This window comes from Butyrivibrio fibrisolvens (assembly GCF_023206215.1).
In the GTDB taxonomy this organism is placed as follows: Bacteria; Bacillota; Clostridia; order Lachnospirales; family Lachnospiraceae; genus Butyrivibrio; species Butyrivibrio fibrisolvens_C.
On sequence record NZ_CP065800.1, the window covers coordinates 1,943,192 to 1,963,504 of the forward strand.

At 40.1% G+C, this 20,313-nt stretch carries 14 protein-coding genes; 9 read left to right on the forward strand and 5 right to left on the reverse strand.

All coding sequences use genetic code 11. From position 1 onward, the window contains the following. The first annotated feature begins 146 nt into the window (after positions 1–146). The 4 genes from I7804_RS07980 to I7804_RS07995 all read left to right on the forward strand — a co-directional run bounded on the left by I7804_RS07980 (position 147) and on the right by I7804_RS07995 (position 7,388). Entirely contained in the window at positions 147–1,490 is a 1,344-nt protein-coding gene (locus tag I7804_RS07980) for an MBL fold metallo-hydrolase (RefSeq protein WP_027204257.1), read from the forward strand. Between the two features lie 100 nt (positions 1,491–1,590). Then, on the forward strand, positions 1,591–3,138 hold the full coding sequence (locus tag I7804_RS07985) for a bifunctional metallophosphatase/5'-nucleotidase (protein ID WP_248405854.1): 1,548 nt from the start codon (positions 1,591–1,593) through the stop codon (positions 3,136–3,138). A 244-nt stretch (positions 3,139–3,382) separates the two neighbouring features. After that, entirely contained in the window at positions 3,383–4,450 is a 1,068-nt protein-coding gene (locus I7804_RS07990; RefSeq protein WP_248405856.1) for a GGDEF domain-containing protein, read from the forward strand. Positions 4,451–4,667: 217 nt separating this feature from the next. Further along, complete coding sequence (locus tag I7804_RS07995) at positions 4,668–7,388, forward strand: beta-mannosidase (protein WP_248405858.1); 2,721 nt, start codon at positions 4,668–4,670, stop codon at positions 7,386–7,388. 125 nt (positions 7,389–7,513) lie between these two features. Here I7804_RS07995 and I7804_RS08000 read toward each other — a convergent pair whose 3' ends face one another. Together I7804_RS08000 and I7804_RS08005 are read right to left on the reverse strand one after the other, a co-directional pair. Beyond that, positions 7,514–8,296, reverse strand: a complete 783-nt coding sequence (locus I7804_RS08000) for a ZIP family metal transporter (RefSeq protein ID WP_110073995.1) — start codon at positions 8,294–8,296, stop codon at positions 7,514–7,516. Further along, positions 8,296–8,703 (reverse strand): pyridoxamine 5'-phosphate oxidase family protein, encoded by a 408-nt coding sequence (locus I7804_RS08005; RefSeq protein WP_331477874.1) that lies wholly within the window; start codon positions 8,701–8,703, stop codon positions 8,296–8,298. The genes I7804_RS08000 and I7804_RS08005 overlap by 1 nt, the downstream gene beginning before the upstream one ends. Before the next feature lie 262 nt (positions 8,704–8,965). Here I7804_RS08005 and I7804_RS08010 point away from each other — a divergent pair, with 262 nt between their 5' ends. After that, positions 8,966–10,453 carry a Na+/H+ antiporter NhaC family protein gene (locus tag I7804_RS08010; RefSeq protein ID WP_248405861.1) on the forward strand — a complete coding sequence of 496 codons (1,488 nt, stop codon included), beginning with the start codon at positions 8,966–8,968 and terminating at the stop codon, positions 10,451–10,453. Here the strand turns inward: I7804_RS08010 and I7804_RS08015 are convergent. Continuing rightward, positions 10,443–11,693, reverse strand: a complete 1,251-nt coding sequence (locus tag I7804_RS08015) for a GGDEF domain-containing protein (RefSeq protein WP_248405863.1) — start codon at positions 11,691–11,693, stop codon at positions 10,443–10,445. The genes I7804_RS08010 and I7804_RS08015 overlap by 11 nt on opposite strands. A gap of 496 nt (positions 11,694–12,189) precedes the next feature. Here I7804_RS08015 and I7804_RS08020 point away from each other — a divergent pair, with 496 nt between their 5' ends. After that, positions 12,190–13,149: an FKBP-type peptidyl-prolyl cis-trans isomerase gene (locus I7804_RS08020; RefSeq protein WP_022756137.1), complete on the forward strand. Its 960-nt coding sequence runs from the start codon at positions 12,190–12,192 to the stop codon at positions 13,147–13,149. A gap of 150 nt (positions 13,150–13,299) precedes the next feature. Here the strand turns inward: I7804_RS08020 and I7804_RS08025 are convergent, their stop codons facing one another. Beyond that, on the reverse strand, positions 13,300–15,072 hold the full coding sequence (locus I7804_RS08025) for a glycoside hydrolase family 13 protein (RefSeq protein WP_248405865.1): 1,773 nt from the start codon (positions 15,070–15,072) through the stop codon (positions 13,300–13,302). 395 nt (positions 15,073–15,467) lie between these two features. Here I7804_RS08025 and I7804_RS08030 point away from each other — a divergent pair, with 395 nt between their 5' ends. Then, positions 15,468–16,742 (forward strand): hypothetical protein, encoded by a 1,275-nt coding sequence (locus I7804_RS08030; RefSeq protein ID WP_248405867.1) that lies wholly within the window; start codon positions 15,468–15,470, stop codon positions 16,740–16,742. 305 nt (positions 16,743–17,047) lie between these two features. Here I7804_RS08030 and I7804_RS08035 read toward each other — a convergent pair whose 3' ends face one another. After that, on the reverse strand, positions 17,048–17,833 hold the full coding sequence (locus tag I7804_RS08035) for an SDR family NAD(P)-dependent oxidoreductase (RefSeq protein ID WP_248405869.1): 786 nt from the start codon (positions 17,831–17,833) through the stop codon (positions 17,048–17,050). A gap of 354 nt (positions 17,834–18,187) precedes the next feature. On the opposite strand from I7804_RS08035, the gene I7804_RS08040 reads away from it, so the two are divergent. Next, positions 18,188–19,264, forward strand: coding sequence for an ABC transporter substrate-binding protein (locus I7804_RS08040; RefSeq protein ID WP_248405871.1), 1,077 nt, complete (start codon positions 18,188–18,190; stop codon positions 19,262–19,264). Next, positions 19,239–20,255 carry a FecCD family ABC transporter permease gene (locus tag I7804_RS08045; RefSeq protein WP_248405872.1) on the forward strand — a complete coding sequence of 339 codons (1,017 nt, stop codon included), beginning with the start codon at positions 19,239–19,241 and terminating at the stop codon, positions 20,253–20,255. Before I7804_RS08040 ends, I7804_RS08045 begins: the two co-directional genes overlap by 26 nt. Positions 20,256–20,313: the final 58 nt, after the last annotated feature.

Here is a 20,313-nt window from a genome sequence, read left to right on the forward strand (position 1 = left end):
TAGTTAACTTAGAACTATATTTAAGCCGGTGCATATGCACCGGCTTTTTTAGGTGATATTATAATGATATTGGCACATACTCGCTATTGTGATAAAATAGATATCTTGCTCTAGAGATTTTTTCTCACAGGAAAGGAGTAATAGTTATGAGTATGACTAAACTTGGATTTTATAATGGCCTAAAGGAAATAGGCGGGACATTTGTGGTAGTTGAGACTGATACTGCCAGATGTATGTTCGATTTTGGTTTTGCCAATGCTGATATTATTGATAATAAAGTCAGCTGCGCGCCTGGCGATATGGCGTATTATTATGTTAATCTCGGTATTCTGACACCGATGGATGGTATATATGATGACAATACTGCTCATAAGCTTGGGCTTAAGTCATTTTCAGAAGATACTAAAAAGAATTTCTTTATTATTTCTCACATGCATATAGATCATATGGGCGGACTTGGTATGCTGGATCCTGATGTTCCGGTATATATGAGCATGGATTCACTTAAGCTTTACAGAGCAATTGCAAGATGCGGTGAAGCAGAAGTTAGAGAACACGCCAACTGCATTGGAGTTGATTATGAAGACAGCTTCACAGTAGGTGATATTACAGTCAAAGTAGTGCAGATAGATCATGATGTAGCAGGCGCCTGCGGATTTATCATTACTACAGCTGATGGAAGTATCTGTTATACAGGTGACTACAGATTCCATGGTTTTCACAGGGATATTACAGAGAAGTTCGCAAGAACCTGCCATGGCGTAGATGTTATGATAACAGAAGGTGTTACTGCAAGCTTTGAAGATATAGATATGCTAAGCCTTGAAGAGCCTGAAGATATGGGCAATTCCGAGGAAGTAGTAGAAGAGTATATGAAGGATAGGATCCGTAATGAAAGTGGTCTTATCGTGATCAACAATTATAACAGGAATGTAGAGCGTATCCACAGGCTTATATCTGTATGCGAAAATGAAGGACGAACTCTCGTACTTGAGCCGATTCAGGCAGAGTATATCAAAGCTTTCTATCCTGAAGATAAGATTAGTGTATATACACAGAATATTGATGAGTGCAGCTTTGCAATATCTCCTGACTGGAAGATGGTTACGAGGAAGGATATACTTGATGATCCTTCAGGATTTGTGCTTCAGCAGGATTATAAACATATATATGAGCTTATAGATCTTAAAGCCGTGCTTTCATTGTATGTTCATATGGATGGTGGCCCGCTTGGTGATTATGATCCTTCATACAAAAAGCTCCATGACTTTATGGAGCAGCTTAACATAAACTACGAGCACAAGGGAACAGGCGGACATTCAAGACCATATTATCTTCGCTATATGATAGATAATATAGCACCAGGTACGCTTATACCGCTTCATTCCTTCAGACCTGAGCAGGTTATGTCTGATAAAGCAGGTTGCAGGATACTGCCTGAGTATGGAGATATCTATACCATGCAGGAAGGAAAATTGTCAAAACGATAATTGATGATTGATTTTTAATTTTAGATTAAGTTTGGACGTTTATACTTACATAAGAATACAAAAAGAACTGACTGATTATAGAAAGTTGAATCAAAGTTTTATGAATAATAACACAAGATCATTAGATATCATATATACATCAGATACACATGGCCACGTATACCCTGTAGATTATGCCAAGAACGGGTCCTCAAACTGCAGCCTTTTGAACATAGCACATGAGATAGACAAGGATGGAAATACACTTGTTCTTGATGGAGGAGATTCACTCCAGGGAACCCCTCTTTCTCAGTATTATCTGGCTAACTCAGATAAGTATTCATATCATCCTATAGCCGAAGCTTTTAATGCAATGGGTCTTGACTATTTTACACTTGGCAACCATGACTTTAATTTTGGTTATGAAGTTATCAGAGACTACCTTAATGCAATGAATGCAAAGTGCCTTTGTGCCAATGTGGAAGATCTTGGCGGAGAGTTAAAGCTATATAAGACAGACATAGTAACACTTGATAATGGCCTTAGGATCGGTCTTTCAGGAGTTGTAACAGATTGGGTCAATGTCTGGGAACAGGAAGACAACATCACAAAGACAAGGGTCACAGATCCTCTCAGCGCTGCAGCCAAGGCACTTGCTGAGATTAAAGATCAATGCGATATAACTGTCCTTATATATCATGGAGGCTTAGAAGAAAATCCAAAGACCGGCGAGAAGATGTCTGATACCACCGAGAATATCGGATGCAGAATAGCTCATGAACAGGACTGGGATATCCTTCTGACAGGTCATCAGCATATAGCTAATGAGAAGTTTGTCATAGATGGAACCTATGCAGTTCAGCCGCCTGCCAAGGCAGAGAAGTATATATCCATGCATGTAGAAATGGGTGCACAGCAAGGTGATGATGAACAACTTAAGATCAGTTCTAAGCTTGTAAGTACAGGATCTGAGCATGAAGATATAGTTTATAACAAGATGCTTCCACTTGAGCAGGATGTTCAAAGATGGCTTGATATACCGATAGGATCAATAGATGAGCCTATCATACCTGAAGAAAAACTTGATGCAGCACTTAACGGAAGCAGGCTTGCAGCTATTTTTAACCAGACTCAGCTTGAATGGAGCGGAGCGGATTTTTCCTGCACAAGTCTTGGTAATGATCCTTTGGGATTAAAAAAGAATATAACGATTAGGGATATATGTGCTGTTTATCCTTTTTCTAATACAGTATTTGTTGTAGAAGTTACCAAGAAGACTATCAAAGAATCTCTTGAAAGAGTTGCTTCATACTTCACTCTGGTAGATGGAAAGCCTGCGGTTTCGGAAGAGTTTTTAAAACCCAAGATAGAACATTATAACTATGACTTCTATGCAGGCCTTGATTATGAGTTTGACTTAAGACGCCCTGTTGGCGACAGAGTAGTTAAAATGGTTCGTATTGACGGAACAGAGCTTTCTGATTCTAAAATGTATACACTTGTGACCAGTAATTACAGAGCGACAGGCACAGGTGGATATAAGGCGATTGGAGATAGTAAAGTTTTAAGGAATAGTACAGAGGAAATGCCAGACCTGTTACAGGAATTTATTAAGAAAAACAGTCCTGTTGGAGATATAAAGAATTACAGAATAAAAGTAATATATTGATGTTTCAGATAATTCGTATGCCGTGAAAATATAGTAATTGACCTGGGAACATGCAGTATGTCAGTCATAAGATTTCATATATTGCGGATGACTGATATAAGACAGTTTATAGTATCAGTTACTATAGTACTTGAATAAGATCATTGTCAGATACTATTTCGAATATATTTTCAAGAAACGGGATACAGTACATGTGTTTAGTGATATACTGTTATAGATGCTTGCAAAGAAGGACAATAATCCTATGAAAATATTTAAGCTATTCACCAAAGATGATGATGTTTTTTGCGATTATCGAGATAGAATAAATGAACTGAATTACGAACGTATAGGTAAGCTTTCCATGATGGGAGCCACCCTTCCTATAATGGCTGTAGTATTCTTTTTGATAGTGGGAGATCTTGAGGGAAGTTTCGGATCAGCTATGATCATGATCTATTTTGCCATACTTAGGGTTGTTTATAATTTTCGTGGTAAAGACAGACCATTTAAAAATTCGACAATTATCTTTTATCTTGTAGTAGTGCCGATACTTTTATTTGCGGCTTCTGTTGATTCATATTTCGATCCGGAAGAAGAGGGATTTACATCGCTTCTTTTTCTATGTGTGATTCCATGCCTTATCATAGACAAGCCAAGAAGACTTTGGTCTTTTATGATAGGAGTTGCAGTGACATATGGTGTAATATTTGACTTCTATAATGATGGGGCAGTAATGGAAGCTTTTACTTCGCATATAGCTGTTGCTTCCATCGTATCGATAGTGATCTCCGGATATGTACTTACCATACAGATTGAGAATATCAGAAGAGGCGAAGTGCTTTCATATCAGTCTGAACATGACGGAATGACAGGGCTTTTTAACAGAGCAGGAGGAGAGAAGAGAATCTCAGAGTACTTAGAAGAAGGGTGCAGTGGATTTTTCTATCTGATAGACGTTGATAACTTTAAGGAAGTCAATGATTCATTCGGTCATGATATAGGTGATGAAGTACTTGAGGATATATCAGGGATACTTACAGAATCCAGCGGTGACAAAGATGTCCTTATGAGAATCGGCGGTGATGAGTTTGTAGGCTTTGCTCAGGGAGTCTTTAGCGAAGAGATGATTCAGAGGAGATTCGAAAGAATTCAAAGCGGCCTTAGATGGACGAGATTCTTTAGAAATTACAAGCAGAAGATAACCCTTTCTATGGGGGCAGTAATCCTTGACAGTAAGACCGACTATACATATAAGACCCTGTATAAAACAGCAGACGAACTATTATATACTTCCAAACGAAATGGCAAAAATGTATTGACTGCGCAGTGATGTGCAGTCTTTTTATTTTATCCCGTTTTCCTTGTTCTGGATTTCAGACTGTTTTGCGATTAAAGAGATATGTTCGACCTGTAGCAGATATTATCAATATTTAAGCATATAACATCAAACTAAACTAAGAGGGTTATGTGATATCATAAATGCATGGCCCTCTTTTATTTTTTTCAGGCTTACAGGGCTTTTATACAGGTATTATGGAGGTATTGATTTGAACAGAATTTCTATTAGTGACAATGATAAATGGAAGATGAGAATTATATCATCAGATTCAAAAGGCAAGTGGATCAAGGCTGTAGTTCCGGGAAGTGTATATACAGATCTTCTTAGAGAAGGACTTATGGAAGATCCATTCTTTAAAGATAATGAAGATAAAGCTCTTATGCTTATGGACAATGATTTTGAGTATGAGACCAGCTTTAATGTATCCAAAGATTTTTTGTCATGTTATGATCAGATACTTCATTTTGATGGGCTTGATACAGTTACGGATGTATTCCTTAATGGCCAAAAGCTTGGAAGTACTGAAAATATGCACCGGATGTATGAATTTGATATTAAGGACATAGTTAAGGAGAAAGGCAATAAGCTTACTGTTTTATTTCATTCTCCTACAAGATATATCAAAGAGGCTGTAGAAAAAGACTATGTGGACGGATCATCAGATGCTATGCCGGGATTTCCACATATCAGGAAGACGCATTCAAGCTTTGGCTGGGACTGGGGAGCTCACCTTCCCGATGCAGGAATATATAGACCTGTATACCTGATAGGATCAGGAAGCGTAAGACTTGAAAGCGTGCAGATACTTCAGAAGCATATAACAGTCAAAAATAGTGTATCTGATAAGAAAGCTGTAAAGAGCTCAGGCAGGAATACTAAAACTTCAAATAAAAACAATATAAATGAATCTACTAATGTAAAAATTTCTTTTAAGCCGGAACTTTTAATTAATAGTACTGACCTGTCCGATCTTGAATCAGCTCTTTCCAAGCTGACCTATGATGTCAAGATTACAGATCCTGATGGTAGAGAAGTAAGGAGTAAAGAAACAAAGCTATTCCCGTCATCAGGAAGGAATAAGTCTTCTGATAAGAAGCCAGCCATAGATGCTTTTGCCCTTAAGATGTCAGGAATTGAAAGCGCTGACGGACTTGTAGGTGTAAGAGTTAGGGCATTGGAGAATTCTCTTTCTATAACTATAGAAGATGCCAAGATCTGGTGGCCTAGAGGATACGGCCAGCAGCCCCTGTATGATGTAGAAGTGACTTTATATGAAGACGGTCAGAAGATAGATTCATGGACTAAGAGAATAGGACTTAGAACTGTAGATCTTAATCTCAAAAAGGGAAGGAAAGCCGCAGACTTTGCAATAAGAGTAAATGGAACGCCTATATTTGCCATGGGCGCAGACTATATCCCGGAAGATCACCTTCTTGGAAGAGTAAATCCTGCTACTACCAGATCCCTATTAGAAAAAGCTGCTTTTGCAAACCACAACTGCGTACGTGTATGGGGAGGCGGCTACTATCCTGAAGACTGGTTCTATGATATCTGTGATGAACTTGGCCTTTTGGTATGGCAGGATATGATGTTCGCCTGCGCTGTATACCATCTGACGGAGAAGTTTGAAAATAATATAAAAGAAGAGTTCAGGCAGAATTTAAGGAGACTTCGTCATCATGCATCTCTTGGCCTTATATGCGGCAATAATGAGATGGAGATGTTCGTAGACAGAGGGGTATGGGTTCATTCCAAAGAAGAAGTACGTGACTATACGATTATGTATGAACGCATAATTCCCAGCATGCTTACAGACATAGCTCCGCAGGTTTCATACTGGCCATCCAGTCCGTCATCAGGAGGAGCCTTCGATGATCCGGGTAATGAGACAAGAGGAGACCAGCATTACTGGGATGTATGGCATGGAGATAAGCCATTTACAGAATATAGAAAGTTCAGGTTCCGTTTCCTGTCAGAGTTTGGATTCCAGAGTTTCCCTCTTAGAAAGACCATCGACCTTATAACAGATGATGAGAATGACAGGAATATCTTTTCATATGTGATGGAGAGACACCAGCGCAATGGCGCAGCTAATGGCAAGATCATGAACTATATGCAGCAGACTTACCGTTATCCATCCGATTTCGATACTCTGTTATATGCATCACATATGCTCCAGGCAGATGGAATCAGACTAGGAATAGAACATTTCAGACGTTACCGCGGAGAATGTATGGGCGCAGTAGTATGGCAGCTCAATGACTGCTGGCCTGTTGCGTCCTGGTCTTCAATAGACTATGCAGGAAGGCTCAAAGCTCTTCATTATGCAGAAAAAAGAGCTTTCGCACCACTCATGATATCCTGCGAAGAGAACGGACGCATAAACTGCGGCAAAGCTGTTAATGAGTATCCAAAGGATTTTGAGAAGTCCATAAGACTAAATGTTGCCAACGAGAGCATGGAAGACAGGGTAGTTACAGCTATCTGGGAGCTTAGAAATGCCAATGGAACAGCTGTCTCAAAGTCTGAAGTATCATGCCCGGTTTCAGGCACTAAGAAGATCACAGTCCCTGCTCTTACATCAGTATGGCTTGATAAAGTGGATATGGAAGGCGTAGACGAGTTTAGCCAGTATGTGAGCTATCATCTTCTTGATGAAAATGGTATAGAGATTTCAGGCGGCTCAGTAATCTTCTCACTTCCTAAATACTTTAAGTACGAAGATCCAAAGCTTGAATTAGAGGCCAGCGCAGATACCATCACCATCACCTCTAGTGCCTATGCAAGAGGCGTAGAAATACTTAATGACAATGAAGATATAATCTTGTCTGATAACTATTTTGATATGGATAAGGGTACAAAGACGATCAAAGTTATATCGGGAAGCTGCGATAACTTAAGACTTAGAAGTGTTTATGACATAAAATAGAATAATTCAGACTTCCCACTTGCCAAGCACAGCTCCAAGGTTATGAAGCTGTTTGCTAGTAGGAAAACTTGTGTAAAAAAGCTATCGCCAGGAAGGAACAAGCCTGCCAGGTGATAGCTTTTATTTTATCCTAGTGCTACATCCAGGGTCATCATAAGTGTGAATCCCAAAGCGAACATAACTGTACTTACATTAGTATGCTTGCCGGATGCCATCTCCGGAACCAGCTCCTCGACTACTACATACATCATAGCTCCTGCCGCAAAGCACAGAAGATATGGAAGAACCGGAACTATAAGTCCTGCAAGAAGGATAGTGATGATAGTCCCTATAGGTTCTACAAGACCTGAGAGAACGCCGCTTACAAATGCCCTTGTTCTGGACTCGCCTTTACTTCTAAGTGGCATTGATATGATAGCGCCCTCAGGGAAGTTCTGAATAGCAATACCAAGAGCTAGTGCAAGAGCACCGGCAGCAGTGATGCCGCTTGTACCTGTAAGCCATCCTGCATATACGACACCTACAGCCATACCTTCAGGTATGTTGTGAAGTGTAACTGCAAGTACCATCATGGTTGTCTTTTTGAAATTGGCTTTCATACCTTCCGGTTCATCACTGTTCATGTGAAGATGAGGAATCAGCTCATCAAGACATAGTAAGAACAGGATACCGATCCAGAAGCCTGCAACTGCGGGTATGAACGACAGCTTACCCATAGAAGCGGATTGCTCCATTGCAGGGATTATAAGACTCCATATTGATGCAGCCACCATGACACCGGCAGCAAAGCCTTCCAGTGCATGATTTAATTTTTCACTCAGTTCTTTTTTCATGAAAAAGACCATGGCAGAACCAAGTGCGGTACCTAAAAATGGTACCAGTACGCCTATTAATAGCTGATTGTTCATCAGAACTCAACTGTGCGCGCAGGCGCTGTAAATGATGAGAAAGCAGCTTTTCCTCCATCAAAATACAGAACAGCAGTATTGCCGTCTCCCGGGGCGTACATATTCTTTAGACCGGGATTTTTATCAAGCATATCTGTTTCTGCTTCGATGCGGTTGTCGTAGACGAGCTTGCCTTCTACTCTGAGCCATTGTCCGTCCTTAAAGGCGCAGATCTCGGCTTTTGGGTTTTTCTCTAACTGTTTGAAGACATCTTTTTTCTTACCAGTCTGGATATAAAGCTTGCCCTCGAATATCTCAGCGGTTCCAAAAGGTCTTACTCTTGGCTGGTCACCATCTACCGTAGCAAGGTAGTAGGTCTGAGCGCTGTGAAGAAAATCTCTAACTTCTTCGATTGGTGTTGTTGACATATTATAGCCTCCTTAGTTATATAAATTTGTGCCTGTTTATAGTCTGTATCTATCGGAAGGTTTTGCTATAGCCTGTTACAGGCTATCCGTATTTATTATATATCATTACACATGATCAAAAAAAGTCATAGATGTTACAAAAATACGTGTATATCAATTGAAAAATTGAGCACAATATAATAGAATTAAATATACAGATAATCTATATCTATTCTGCAGCTGTTGTTCGTATATTACGCATTGGGTCATAAGGAGGACTATTATGTTCTATGGTACCTGGGTGTCACTTCTTCCACCGATTATAGCTATAATACTTGCACTTATAACCAAGCAGGCCTATCTTGCTCTGTTTGTAGGAGTTACGACAGGGGCTTTTTTTATAGCAGGTCCTCATCCATGGGAAGCTTTTGGAGTTTTTCTTGATACCATGGTTTCAAATGTAGATCTTACCATCATAATATTCCTGATTCTTATCAGTATAGTCGTAAGACTCATGCAGATGAGTGGTGGAACCAATGCATACGGAGAATGGGCATACAGGAATCTGAAGAATAAAAAGTCATCTTTGATCGCTACAAGTCTTCTTGGAGTCCTTATATTCATGGATGATGGATTTAACTGCCTTACAGTAGGTTCTGTTATGATGCCTGTTACAGATAAGTTTAAAGTTTCAAGGGCCAAGCTTGCATACATAATAGATGCAACAGCTGCACCTGTGTGTATTCTGGCGCCTATATCGTCATGGGCAGCGGCAATTAATTCATATATTCCGGAAGGATATCCTATTAATGGTTTTAGTATGTTCGTAAGAGCGATACCTTTTAATTTCTATGCACTTCTTACCCTTATTATGGTATTTGGGACATCTATAGCAGGATTGGACTATGGAATCATGCAAAAATATGAAAGAGCAGTAGAAGGTGGACAGCCGGATATAAGTGCAGGCAAAAGAAGCAGTGAATCGGCAGATTCTGCCGGAATGAAAGGTGCGGTCATAGACCTTGTACTTCCTATGGCTTTCCTTATAGTTACAGCAATATCTGCTATGATCTACACCGGATATCTTGCAGGAGGGACAAGCCTTGTAGAATGCTTTGCAAACTGCGAATCTGCAAAAAGCCTTGTATTTGCATCACTTCTTACTATATTATTTTGTGCTTTTCTTTATCTTCCAAGAAAAGTAATGTCATTTAAAGATTATATGGACTGCATCCCTACAGGGTCTACTCTAATGGTCCCATTTATGATAATACTGGTTCTTGCCTGGACTTTAAAAGGTATGATAGGAGGCCTTGGCGCAGACGTATTCATAAACTCAGTGATGCAGGGAGCCGGCAGCGTATATCCTCTTATTCCGATATTCCTGTTCCTTATATCTGTATTCGTGTCCTTCTCATCAGGAACCAGCTGGGGGACTTTTGCCATCATGGTGCCTGTAACTGTAGCGATGCTATCATCTGATCAGCAGATGCTGCTTATAGGCATAGCGGCCTGCCTTGCAGGAGGCGTAACAGGAGATCATATATCTCCAATCTCTGATACGACTATAATGTCAAGTTCAGGCGCCGGCTGTAATCATATAGATCATGTTAGCTCACAGATTCAGTATCAGATACCTGTAATAGTTGCATCTTCTGTAGGATATCTTATTGCAGGTTTTACAAAAAGCTTTGTTATAGCTTTTCCGGTTGCAGTGCTGGTTCTTGTGATGGAGCTATTCTGCATATATAAGTTTGCAATCAAGAGATAGAGTTATTGATCTTTGATTCCATTGCGCCTTTTAAGCTTATGGAACTGTCGTCAATATCAATATCACCTGTTGGAAGGAGAGGATCGGCTTTGAACATAAAGCCGTTTTTTCCTGTCTTTTTGATTTTGTATAGAAGCTCGTCAGCTATGTCTTTTAGAACCCTAAGATCATTCTCATAGTCGCAGACACCTCTATAGATACCGCAGCTGATCGTTGGTGAGACATCTGCTTCTTCAATGTGGTAATTTGTCAGCTCTTTTCTCAGTAAGGAGATTTTTTCTTCAAAGCTTTTTTTGCCATAGCCTGATATGATGAGGAATTCATCGCCGCCTATTCTGTAGCAATGTTCAACGCCAAAGTATTTGATAAGAAGTGTGGCGACTTCCTTGATGACGTTATCGCCGACTGTATGTCCAAATGTGTCGTTGAAGTATTTGAAATCATCGATATCCATCATCATGACGCTTAATATATGTCCGTTGTATTCAGACCAGTCAGCCCTAAGAGCATTTCTGTTCTTAACACAGCTTAGTTCGTCATAGAAACTTATGGAATGAAGCATTTCATTGCTTTTTTCCAACCGCTCTTTGGCCAGAGTAAGTTCTTCATTGACTCTCTTTAGTTCGAAATGATTCTCGTACCAGGTACAGGTCAGGTAGTACCTGATAACACTTATAAAATTTATAAAAAAGAAATACTCCGTCATATTTAGAACGTCCGAATACTCTACATCATAAACCGGAATGAGTACCAGATAGAAAGAAACAAGGGAGATGATACTAAGAGTTATGGATCCGTATGGATTGATGACCAGTATTCCAAAGACGCAAAGAGTCATGATAAAAAAGACATATGAGTTGCCGCCAAGAAGAAGGTCATAGACAGAGATATAGATACCAAAGGCTATCTCTATAATGGAATATACAAGCAGGACGAAGCAGATTTTTTTTACATTGCCGCTGACTTTATTTCTATAACTGATAAGGTACAAGAAGACTATTGCAGATATGAGCATCATCATAACGCAAGAATTGAGCCTTATCACGATATATAGGTGTGGAATCTCCGGATGGAGTATCATGATACTGTAATTCCATAGTGAAAAATAAAGTTCAATAAAGAAATTGACTATAGCGATAAGACTTATGCAATATATGTTCTGAGCTGTGATAGATGCTATGATATCAGAGCTTTTATGCTTAAATAAATAATGAAAAAATGGATCGAATCTTAGCTTCATGGGACATCTCCTGTTCAAATATCTGACGATTCATAATTCATGATCTATTATTATTTTTCGACCAAAAAAGTGTATTTGTTAACCATGTTAAAAATTGGTCCAAAAGAGGATATTATGAGGTAGGTGTCAAAAGTTCCTTTTGACACCATATGACTACCGGATTGTTCCGTTTCTTCGAAACTCTCACAATCCTCAAACATTCGCAAATCCGCACTACGTGCTACTTTGCTCATGTTTGGCGGGTCATAAATTCATATTCGATTTCGAGCAAGCTCGAATCGAAATGACTTTTGACCCTTACGTCATATTATAAAAAAGTTAAAACTTCTTCCCCGGTCATTGCCATATATAAGGAAACCTTGCCAATAGGTTGTCTTAAAGTGAACATAAAAAAGAATAAATACGGTATTTGCTATATTTCTTTTTTCATAGTAAAATGGCAAAGATGCACTGTATTTGAATAAATAACAGAATAATAGAATAGGAGATCACATATATGAAGTTAGCGGTTACATATGCCGGAGGCGACATTTTTCAGCATTTTGGAAAAACTGAAGAGTTTAAGATCTATGAGATTGAGGATGATAAAGTAGTAGCCAGCACAGTTATTGGCAATGAGGGACTTGGACATGAGTCTCTTGCAGGACTTCTTGCTGAGCAGAAGGTAGAGAAGCTTATCTGCGGAGGACTTGGACAGGGAGCACTTGATGCACTTACAAGCGCTGGAATCGAAGTTATATCCGGCGCAGAAGGCGATGCAGATGCTGCTGTATACGCATATCTTAACGGAGAGCTTGAATCTAAGGGCGTTAACTGTGATCATCACCATGAAGAGGGAGAAGAGCACAGCTGTGGTCATCATGAAGACGAAGCAAGCGGCGAAGAGTCTGGTTGCGGCGGATGTGGCAGTGATGAAGGCTGCGGCGGATGCGGTGACGAAGAAGAGGGCTGCGGAGGATGTGGCAGCAGTGAAGGCGGCTGTGGTGGCTGCGGCGGTTGCGGTGGCCCAAGACCTGTTATCTTCGAGGGACCTAATGCCGGCAAGAAGGTAAGCGTTCATTATAAAGGAACACTTGATGACGGAACACAGTTCGATTCATCTTATGACAGAGGTCAGACACTTGATTTCATCTGCGGTACAGGTATGATGATCGAAGGATTTGATAAGGCTGTAGTTAATATGGAAGTAGGCCAGAGTGTTAATGTACATCTTGAGCCTGAAGAAGCTTACGGAGTTCGTGATGCTTCCAACATCTTCACACTCAATATTACAGAACTTCCGGGATCTGAGAATCTTAACATAGGACAGAAGGTATTCCTTCAGGATCCTGCAGGCAGAGCATTCCCTGTAGTTGTTAAGGCCAAGGATGAAGAGACTATCACTCTTGACGCCAACCACGAACTTGCAGGCAAGGCACTTAATTTCCAGATCGAACTTGTAAGTATTGAGGACTGATAAGTCAATTATATTTTTATGACACCTGCCTCATTTTTATATGAAAAAAGGATTTAGGTTATAAAGTAAATTTTAGCTTAACGTAGGCGAAAAGGGGCCTCGCCCAGATGATGATCAAATCATCTAGTGCGACAGCCCCACTTTAGCCTGCTATATTCTCACAACAAGCACTCCCTTACTACCAAGTTTTCCGGCATCAACACTGTCAGCATCATCCCATTTGCGTGCAAACAGTACTTCAGATCCTTCAGGAAGAGGAATACTTACGGGATCTTTCTCGCAGTTCAGGTATACAGCAATTGTCCCAGATTCATCAATCTTAAGATAAGAAATGACACGACTTTCTTTGATATCATTAGGAAAATGGAAGTTTCTGCTCTTGCAGGCAGGAGTACTTTTTCTCATTGCTATAAGAGCTTTCATGGTGCTAAGTTCTGCCTCTCTAAGGCCGCTATCTATCTGATCCCAAGGCATACATCTGCGGCAATCGGGGTCAAATCCGCCCTCCATTGCAACCTCGGTGCCATAGTAGATGCATGGACTTCCGGGCATTGTAAACAGGATCGCCAGTTGCTGATAGAATACATCTATATCGCCGTGCACCTTATCAAGGAGTCTGTTAGTATCATGCGAGTCCAGAAGATTAAAAAGTACGTCATTGACCTGTGAATAGTACATGGTAAAGCATCTGTTGATGTCATATTCAAAGCTGCGTCTGTCTCTGTCTTTATAGATCCAGAAATCTGATATGGCACTGGCAAGAGGATAGTTCATAACTGCATCGTACTCATCTCCGCGAAGCCAGTTTACAGAATCATGCCAGATCTCGCCAAGAAGGTAGAAGTCATCTTTCATGCGCTTAGTCATGTATCGTACAGCTCTTAAAAAAGAGTGCGATACCTCATTGCCCACATCAAATCTAAGACCGTCTATATCAAATGTATCAATCCAGAATCTTATGATATCAAGAAGATAGTCTACAACTTCGGGATTGCTGGTGTTGAGCTTTGGCATATGCTCTGCAAAGGCAAAAGAATAAAAACGGCCATCTCTTGTATCGCGTCCGGTATCAACAGGCCACTTATTGACCATATACCAGCTGGCATATCTGGACTTCTCTCCATTTTCAAGGACATCTATCCACATAGGATGGTCCGATCCTGTATGATTAAAAACTGCATCCAGCATGACACGGATACCAGCAGCATGCGCCTCATCAACAAGTGCTCTAAGGTCATCATTGGTGCCAAAGTGACTATCGACTTTCTTATAGTCCCTGGTATTGTATTTATGATTTGATTTTGATTCAAATACAGGATTTAGATATATTCCGGTGATTCCAAGGTCTTTAAGATAAGGAATCTTGTCACGGATGCCCTTTATATCGCCGCCGTAGAAATCTCTAAATCCTGTCTCTTTGTATTCCCAGTCAAGTACGCCATCAGGATCTAAAGAGTGATCGCCATTACAAAATCTCTCCGGGAATATCTGATACCATACAGTATCATTGACCCAGGAAGGAGTAACAAATACATCACAAGGATTCATCCACGGCATTATGAAATAGGAGAGAGCCTTACCATCCTGATTCATCTCATCTTCAGTATAGAAGCCATCTTCGAAATAGTACATGCATTCATCGCCGCAGTGCAGCTCGAAGTAGTATTTACATCTTTTATATTCCGGGAAAAGAGTTGTAGTCCACCATATATGATCTTTAAGACTTTTCTTAAAGCAGATTTCTTCACGTCTGCCGCTCCATCTCTCACATCCGCCCATAATACCGGCTTCATAGGGATCACCATGGATAATATAAACGTGGTCGATGTCATAACCGGTCTTGATGTTTATAACAAGACTGTCTGTATCGAGGCAGTAACAGTACTGATCTGATGTACGGTGATATATTGCTCCTAAATTCATGTTGATTCTCCTAATATAAGTATTGCTTATAACAGATACGTGTTTCTGGGAAAAATAATCCGTTATCAAAAAGACACATAAAAACATGCATCACGGAAAACGTTTTCCTTAAAAGCAATATACACTACTCTGTAAATAAAATCAACCAGAACTTTTTAACATCCATATATATGCAGCAACAGGTAGCCGCAAAGAGTCCTAAGGGTCTTATTTTTTGTGGGAGTATTCTTCTATGAGCAGCTTTTTTATAGGAGGAATGCATTTCATCCCATATTTTTGTCAATTCGTCGCAAAAGTCACACAAGCCTTATTTAAGCTGATATTATGACTTTCGTGCCTGGGATGATATGAATTATTCCGGCATTAAACTATTTTTTCGTTCTAGGGAGGAAAATATGAGTAAAAGAACATCAATTCTAAAAAAACTTATGATCATTACAACAGTAATGACAATGACCCTTGGGGGATCAATGACAGCATTTGCTGCCGAAGGCGGAGTATGCACATGTGATGAACAGACTACAGTTGTAGTAACCGTTGATGAGCAGGCAGCTACAGAAAATGAAAAGGAAATACTTGGAAATCCTGATGAGCAGCAGACAGAATCAGAGACAGCTATATATGAGGAATATACTAAATCTGATATGGATGAATTTGCAAAAGAGACAGCAGAGGAAATCGAAATGGGAGAGCGCTATGTAGATCCCGAAAATCAGAAGCTGGCTACAGAGTATGCTGATGACAGAGAAGAAGGAGAAGCACCAATAGATCCTTTGGCAGAAGGGAATGCTCATATAACAATCACCGATTCTTCACTTGAAGATGAAGATGTTCTTCAGGGAAGAACAGAGATAATAGCTAATACTACAGACAATAAAATTCCGCTTGAAGCTGATGAGGAGTCAGCTGAGGCTACTATATATTTTGTATCTTTAAATTCTACTAATACAGAAGTTCTTGATGGTAAGAATATTGAAGCGGCTGTTACAGTTCCTGTAGCTACTGACTGTGACGATCCTGCAAACGCAGTTGCATATGTTGATCCTCAGCTTGGTACATTCGATGCTATTGATAAAGTAGCTTTGAAATACGATGCTGAGCATGGAACATGGACAATTAATATCACACTCAAAAGTTCATATTCTTATAAAACTATAAATGGCACAGATTATCCTGTATCTTATTACAACTATGGTACAATTTATCTGGTAAAATACGATGCAGTTAAAAAAGAAGTTGTAGTTGAGCCAGTTCAGCCTGGTGTTGAGCCTTCTTCTAACGAGAATGAAACAGTTCTTGCAGTAGTAGATGCAAGCGGCGTACAATCTTCAACAGAGGTATCTACAGTAGCACCTGTTAATGATTACTATCAGTTCAACCTTGACGCTGCAAAGGCTATCAGGGAGGCAGCTTATGGTGCAACAGTAGACATTGATGCAGGTGAGTATGTAAGCTTTGCAGATTTCGTCATCGAAGAGATTGATAAGCGACCTGATCTTACAATCAATGTTAACTATATCGATGCGAAGAATGGTCACTCAAAAGAGCAGATCGTAATCCCTGCAAGACAGGTAGCATCTGATGGAACAGTACTCGGCGAATCAAGAATAGAAGAACCTGAAACCAAGTATTATGGCTTTAGGTTTGTTGATACTAAAGTTAATGCATAATTAGCTTAGGTATTAGAGTGATAAATTGAATTGATTTAAGTTAGAAGATATGCTATACAATCTTTTTTGCTAACGACTGATAGCATATGCACTTTTTGAACTTCCCAATAGCTTTGTTAAAAGAAGAATGGATATAATCCCCGGTAAGACAATGCAAGGGTCTATGAAGTTTTAGTAAAATATAAAAATGTCCTTTTCAAATATCCGGCGCTTTGGATGTGTTGGTAAAGCACTCAGATATTTATAGTAAACTACTTAAGAAAAGGACATTTTTTTATGTGGATAATTATAGTACCGGTATAGAATTACATGCTGGTATATCCGCCGTCAACAGGAAGTGCTATGCCGGTTACATAGCTTGCAGCAGGAGATGCCAGGAAGCAGGCAGCAGCATCAAGCTCGCCTTCTACACCGTATCGTTCCATAGGAATTGCTGATTTTGCATATTCCTTGAAGAAATCAGAATCCAAGGTTTCTTGGGTAAGTGGTGTGTAGAAATAGCCTGGGCATATGGAATTGACTGTAATGCCGTGCTTGCCCCATTCACTTGCAAGAGCTCTTGTAAGATTGACAACGCCGCCCTTTGCTGCATGATATGGTGAAGAAGGTGCAATCTTGTTGCCCACAAGTCCGTACATGGATGCGATATTGATGATCCTTCCAAAGCCGGCAGGGATCATAGCCTTCTTGGCAACAGCTCTTGCAACCCTAAAGGTTCCAAAGAGGTCTATATTAAGCTCATTGGAGAACTGCTCGTCGGTGATATCTTCAGCAGGTGCTACAGCGCCTGTTCCTGCATTGTTGATAAGAATATCTATCTTGCCAAAGTGCTCTAAAACCTTGTCTACAGCATCTTCAACCATTTTGGTATCTGTTATATCACATCTTACAGCCAGAGTATCAACCCCATATTGCTCGTGAATATCCCTGGCTACCTGATCGATGAGCTCCTGCCTTCTTGCAAGCGCTACGATACTGGCACCCTGACGGGCAAGCGCCTTGGCCATCTGTACTCCAAGTCCTGTGGAGCAGCCTGTTACAAGTGCTACTCTACCTGTAAGATCGAAAATATTGTTGTTATTGTTGTTCATAAAATCACGTCCTTCCTTATTTTAATGGTATATAGTAATACATCTCTGTATTTCTTAACATATCCTGTTTACATCGTGTAAACGGATATAGAAATACATCCTATAACTCCTTTGTTTGACTGAGCTGCATGATCAATTTGTGGAATGGTTGCGTGCAATCAATTAATTACAATATATCATTACAATGAATTGTATGCAATATATTTTTAGTAAACAAAACATAAACTGTCCCATTATAAAAATATAAATTTTGCAATATTATATTGACACCAAAGTAATTATATGAGATTATATGCAAGTTAGTTCTGGCTAACTAAATAAAGCATAACATATTTTCACACGAGGAGAAATACTATGAAAAGAAAAATTGTATCAATCATAACTGCAGCTGTAATGGGACTTGGTGCTACTGCCTGTGGTGTAGAAGGCTCTAATGTTGCAGACAGCTCAGTTTCATCTGATAATGGATCTTCTAATGATGCCAATGTGTTAGCTTCTGCTAATGATGAAAACAGTGATGCAGCCTTCCCTATTACAATTCAGCATGGGCTTGGTGAGACTGTAATAGAAGATAAGCCTGAAAACATCGTTGCCATCTCCTGGGGCAATCCGGATGTGCCGCTTGCACTTGGAATAGTACCTGCTGGTATATCCGAAGCTAACTTTGGACCAAGAGATGAGAATGGACTTCTCCCTTGGACGGCTCAGGCTTATGAGGAGCTTGGAGCAACTCCCAATGTATTCAAGGACACTGATGGATGGGACTATGAAGCAATCTCAGACTGTAATCCTAATGTGATACTTGCTGCATATTCAGGACTTAGCCAGGAAGAGTATGACAGACTTTCAGAGATAGCACCTGTTGTAGCATATCCTGAGATTCCATGGACTACAACATGGCAGGAAGAGACTATCAATGATGCCAAAGCCCTTGGTCTTGAAGAAGAGGGTAGAGCGCTTGTAGAAGAGACACAGCAGCTTATAAATGATAGCCTTTCAAACTATCCTGACCTTGAGGGCAAAAAAGTTGCATTCTTCTGGCTGTCTGAAGACGATCTTGGAACATTTTATATTTATACCAATAATGACCCAAGAGCAGCATTTCTTGGAGATCTTGGATTTGTAACACCTGATAGTGTAACAGCTTTAATTGAGAATCCAGATGACTTCTCAATAACAGTAAGCGCTGAGAATGCAGATCTTCTGACAGATGTAGATATCATTATCACATACGGAACAGATACACTTGTAACAGCCATGAAGGCTGATGGAAGGTTTGACAACATTCCGGCTGTACAAAATGGTGCGTTCGTACTTCTTGATTCTAATGACAACCTTGCAGCAGCAAGCACACCTACAGTTCTTTCAATACCATATTGCATAGAGGATTATCTGGAAGCATTAAATGAAGCAGCTCAGAAAACAAAATAAAAGTAACTTAATAATAGGTTTTACGATAGAGATAATATTGCTGATAGTATGTGTTTTTCTATCCGTTGCATATGGAAGTAAGCAGATACCTTTTGCTGATATATTTGGATATTTTACAGGAAGGGATATTGACGCATTCAAGGCTGCTGTAATAGATGCCAGAATTCCAAGGACGGTCTTTGGGATTCTGGCGGGTGCAGCGCTTGGAGTATCCGGAGCACTCATGCAGGCAATTACCAGAAATCCAATAGCTGATCCAAGTATCCTTGGCGTAAATACCGGTGCTTCTCTTATGGTAGTCATAGGCATTGCATATCTTGATATTTCGTCAGGAATGAAGCTTATAGGGCTGTCTTTTATTGGAGCACTTCTATCTGCTTTATTTGTCTATGGCATTGCATCAGTAGGTTATGGCGGAGCAAGTTCTATAAAGCTGGCACTTGCTGGAGCTGCAGTGTCTACGGCTCTGGGATCTTTGGTCAATACCATAATGCTTCCTGATTCCAATGTCATGAAGGCTTATCGCTTCTGGCAGGTTGGAAGTGTGGGTGGTGCTTCATGGGAAGATGTTAAGTTATTAACCCCATTTTTTGCAGGAGGAGTGCTGCTGGCACTTATATGTTCACCGGGTCTTAATGCTCTTTTACTTGGAGATGAGATGGCAATCTCATTGGGAGTTAAAGTTGGGCATCTGCGTTTTGTCACGGCACTTGCAGGAGTACTTCTGTGTGCCAGTGTTACAGCGCTTGCAGGACCTATAGGTTTTGTAGGACTTATGATGCCTCATATTATCAGGCTTATCTATGGCGGTGACATGAGGATTATAGTTCCAATGTCAGCACTTGGAGGTGCGGCACTTCTTGTTCTATCGGATGTCATAGGAAGAGTCCTGGGAAGCCCGGGAGAACTTGAAGTAGGCATAATAACAGCGCTTCTTGGAGCACCTGTTTTTATCTGGATCGTATATAAAACCAAGGCTAGGAGTATATGAACGCCAACATTTTAGAAAAGAATTTAAGAAATATATATACAAGGCAAAAAAGGCAAAA

What these genes read in the sequence shown, in the direction of transcription:
- I7804_RS08020 (WP_022756137.1), top strand. Translation starts at nt 12,190, where the DNA reads ATGAAGTTAGCGGTTACATATGCCGGAGGCGACATTTTTCAGCATTTT.
- I7804_RS08025 (WP_248405865.1), bottom strand. Translation starts at nt 15,072, where the DNA reads ATGAATTTAGGAGCAATATATCACCGTACATCAGATCAGTACTGTTAC.
- I7804_RS08045 (WP_248405872.1), top strand. Translation starts at nt 19,239, where the DNA reads ATGAAGCAGCTCAGAAAACAAAATAAAAGTAACTTAATAATAGGTTTT.
- I7804_RS08040 (WP_248405871.1), top strand. Translation starts at nt 18,188, where the DNA reads ATGAAAAGAAAAATTGTATCAATCATAACTGCAGCTGTAATGGGACTT.
- I7804_RS07990 (WP_248405856.1), top strand. Translation starts at nt 3,383, where the DNA reads ATGAAAATATTTAAGCTATTCACCAAAGATGATGATGTTTTTTGCGAT.
- I7804_RS08035 (WP_248405869.1), bottom strand. Translation starts at nt 17,833, where the DNA reads ATGAACAACAATAACAACAATATTTTCGATCTTACAGGTAGAGTAGCA.
- I7804_RS07980 (WP_027204257.1), top strand. Translation starts at nt 147, where the DNA reads ATGAGTATGACTAAACTTGGATTTTATAATGGCCTAAAGGAAATAGGC.
- I7804_RS08005 (WP_331477874.1), bottom strand. Translation starts at nt 8,703, where the DNA reads ATGTCAACAACACCAATCGAAGAAGTTAGAGATTTTCTTCACAGCGCT.
- I7804_RS08030 (WP_248405867.1), top strand. Translation starts at nt 15,468, where the DNA reads ATGAGTAAAAGAACATCAATTCTAAAAAAACTTATGATCATTACAACA.
- I7804_RS08015 (WP_248405863.1), bottom strand. Translation starts at nt 11,693, where the DNA reads ATGAAGCTAAGATTCGATCCATTTTTTCATTATTTATTTAAGCATAAA.
- I7804_RS07985 (WP_248405854.1), top strand. Translation starts at nt 1,591, where the DNA reads ATGAATAATAACACAAGATCATTAGATATCATATATACATCAGATACA.
- I7804_RS08010 (WP_248405861.1), top strand. Translation starts at nt 8,966, where the DNA reads ATGTTCTATGGTACCTGGGTGTCACTTCTTCCACCGATTATAGCTATA.
- I7804_RS08000 (WP_110073995.1), bottom strand. Translation starts at nt 8,296, where the DNA reads ATGAACAATCAGCTATTAATAGGCGTACTGGTACCATTTTTAGGTACC.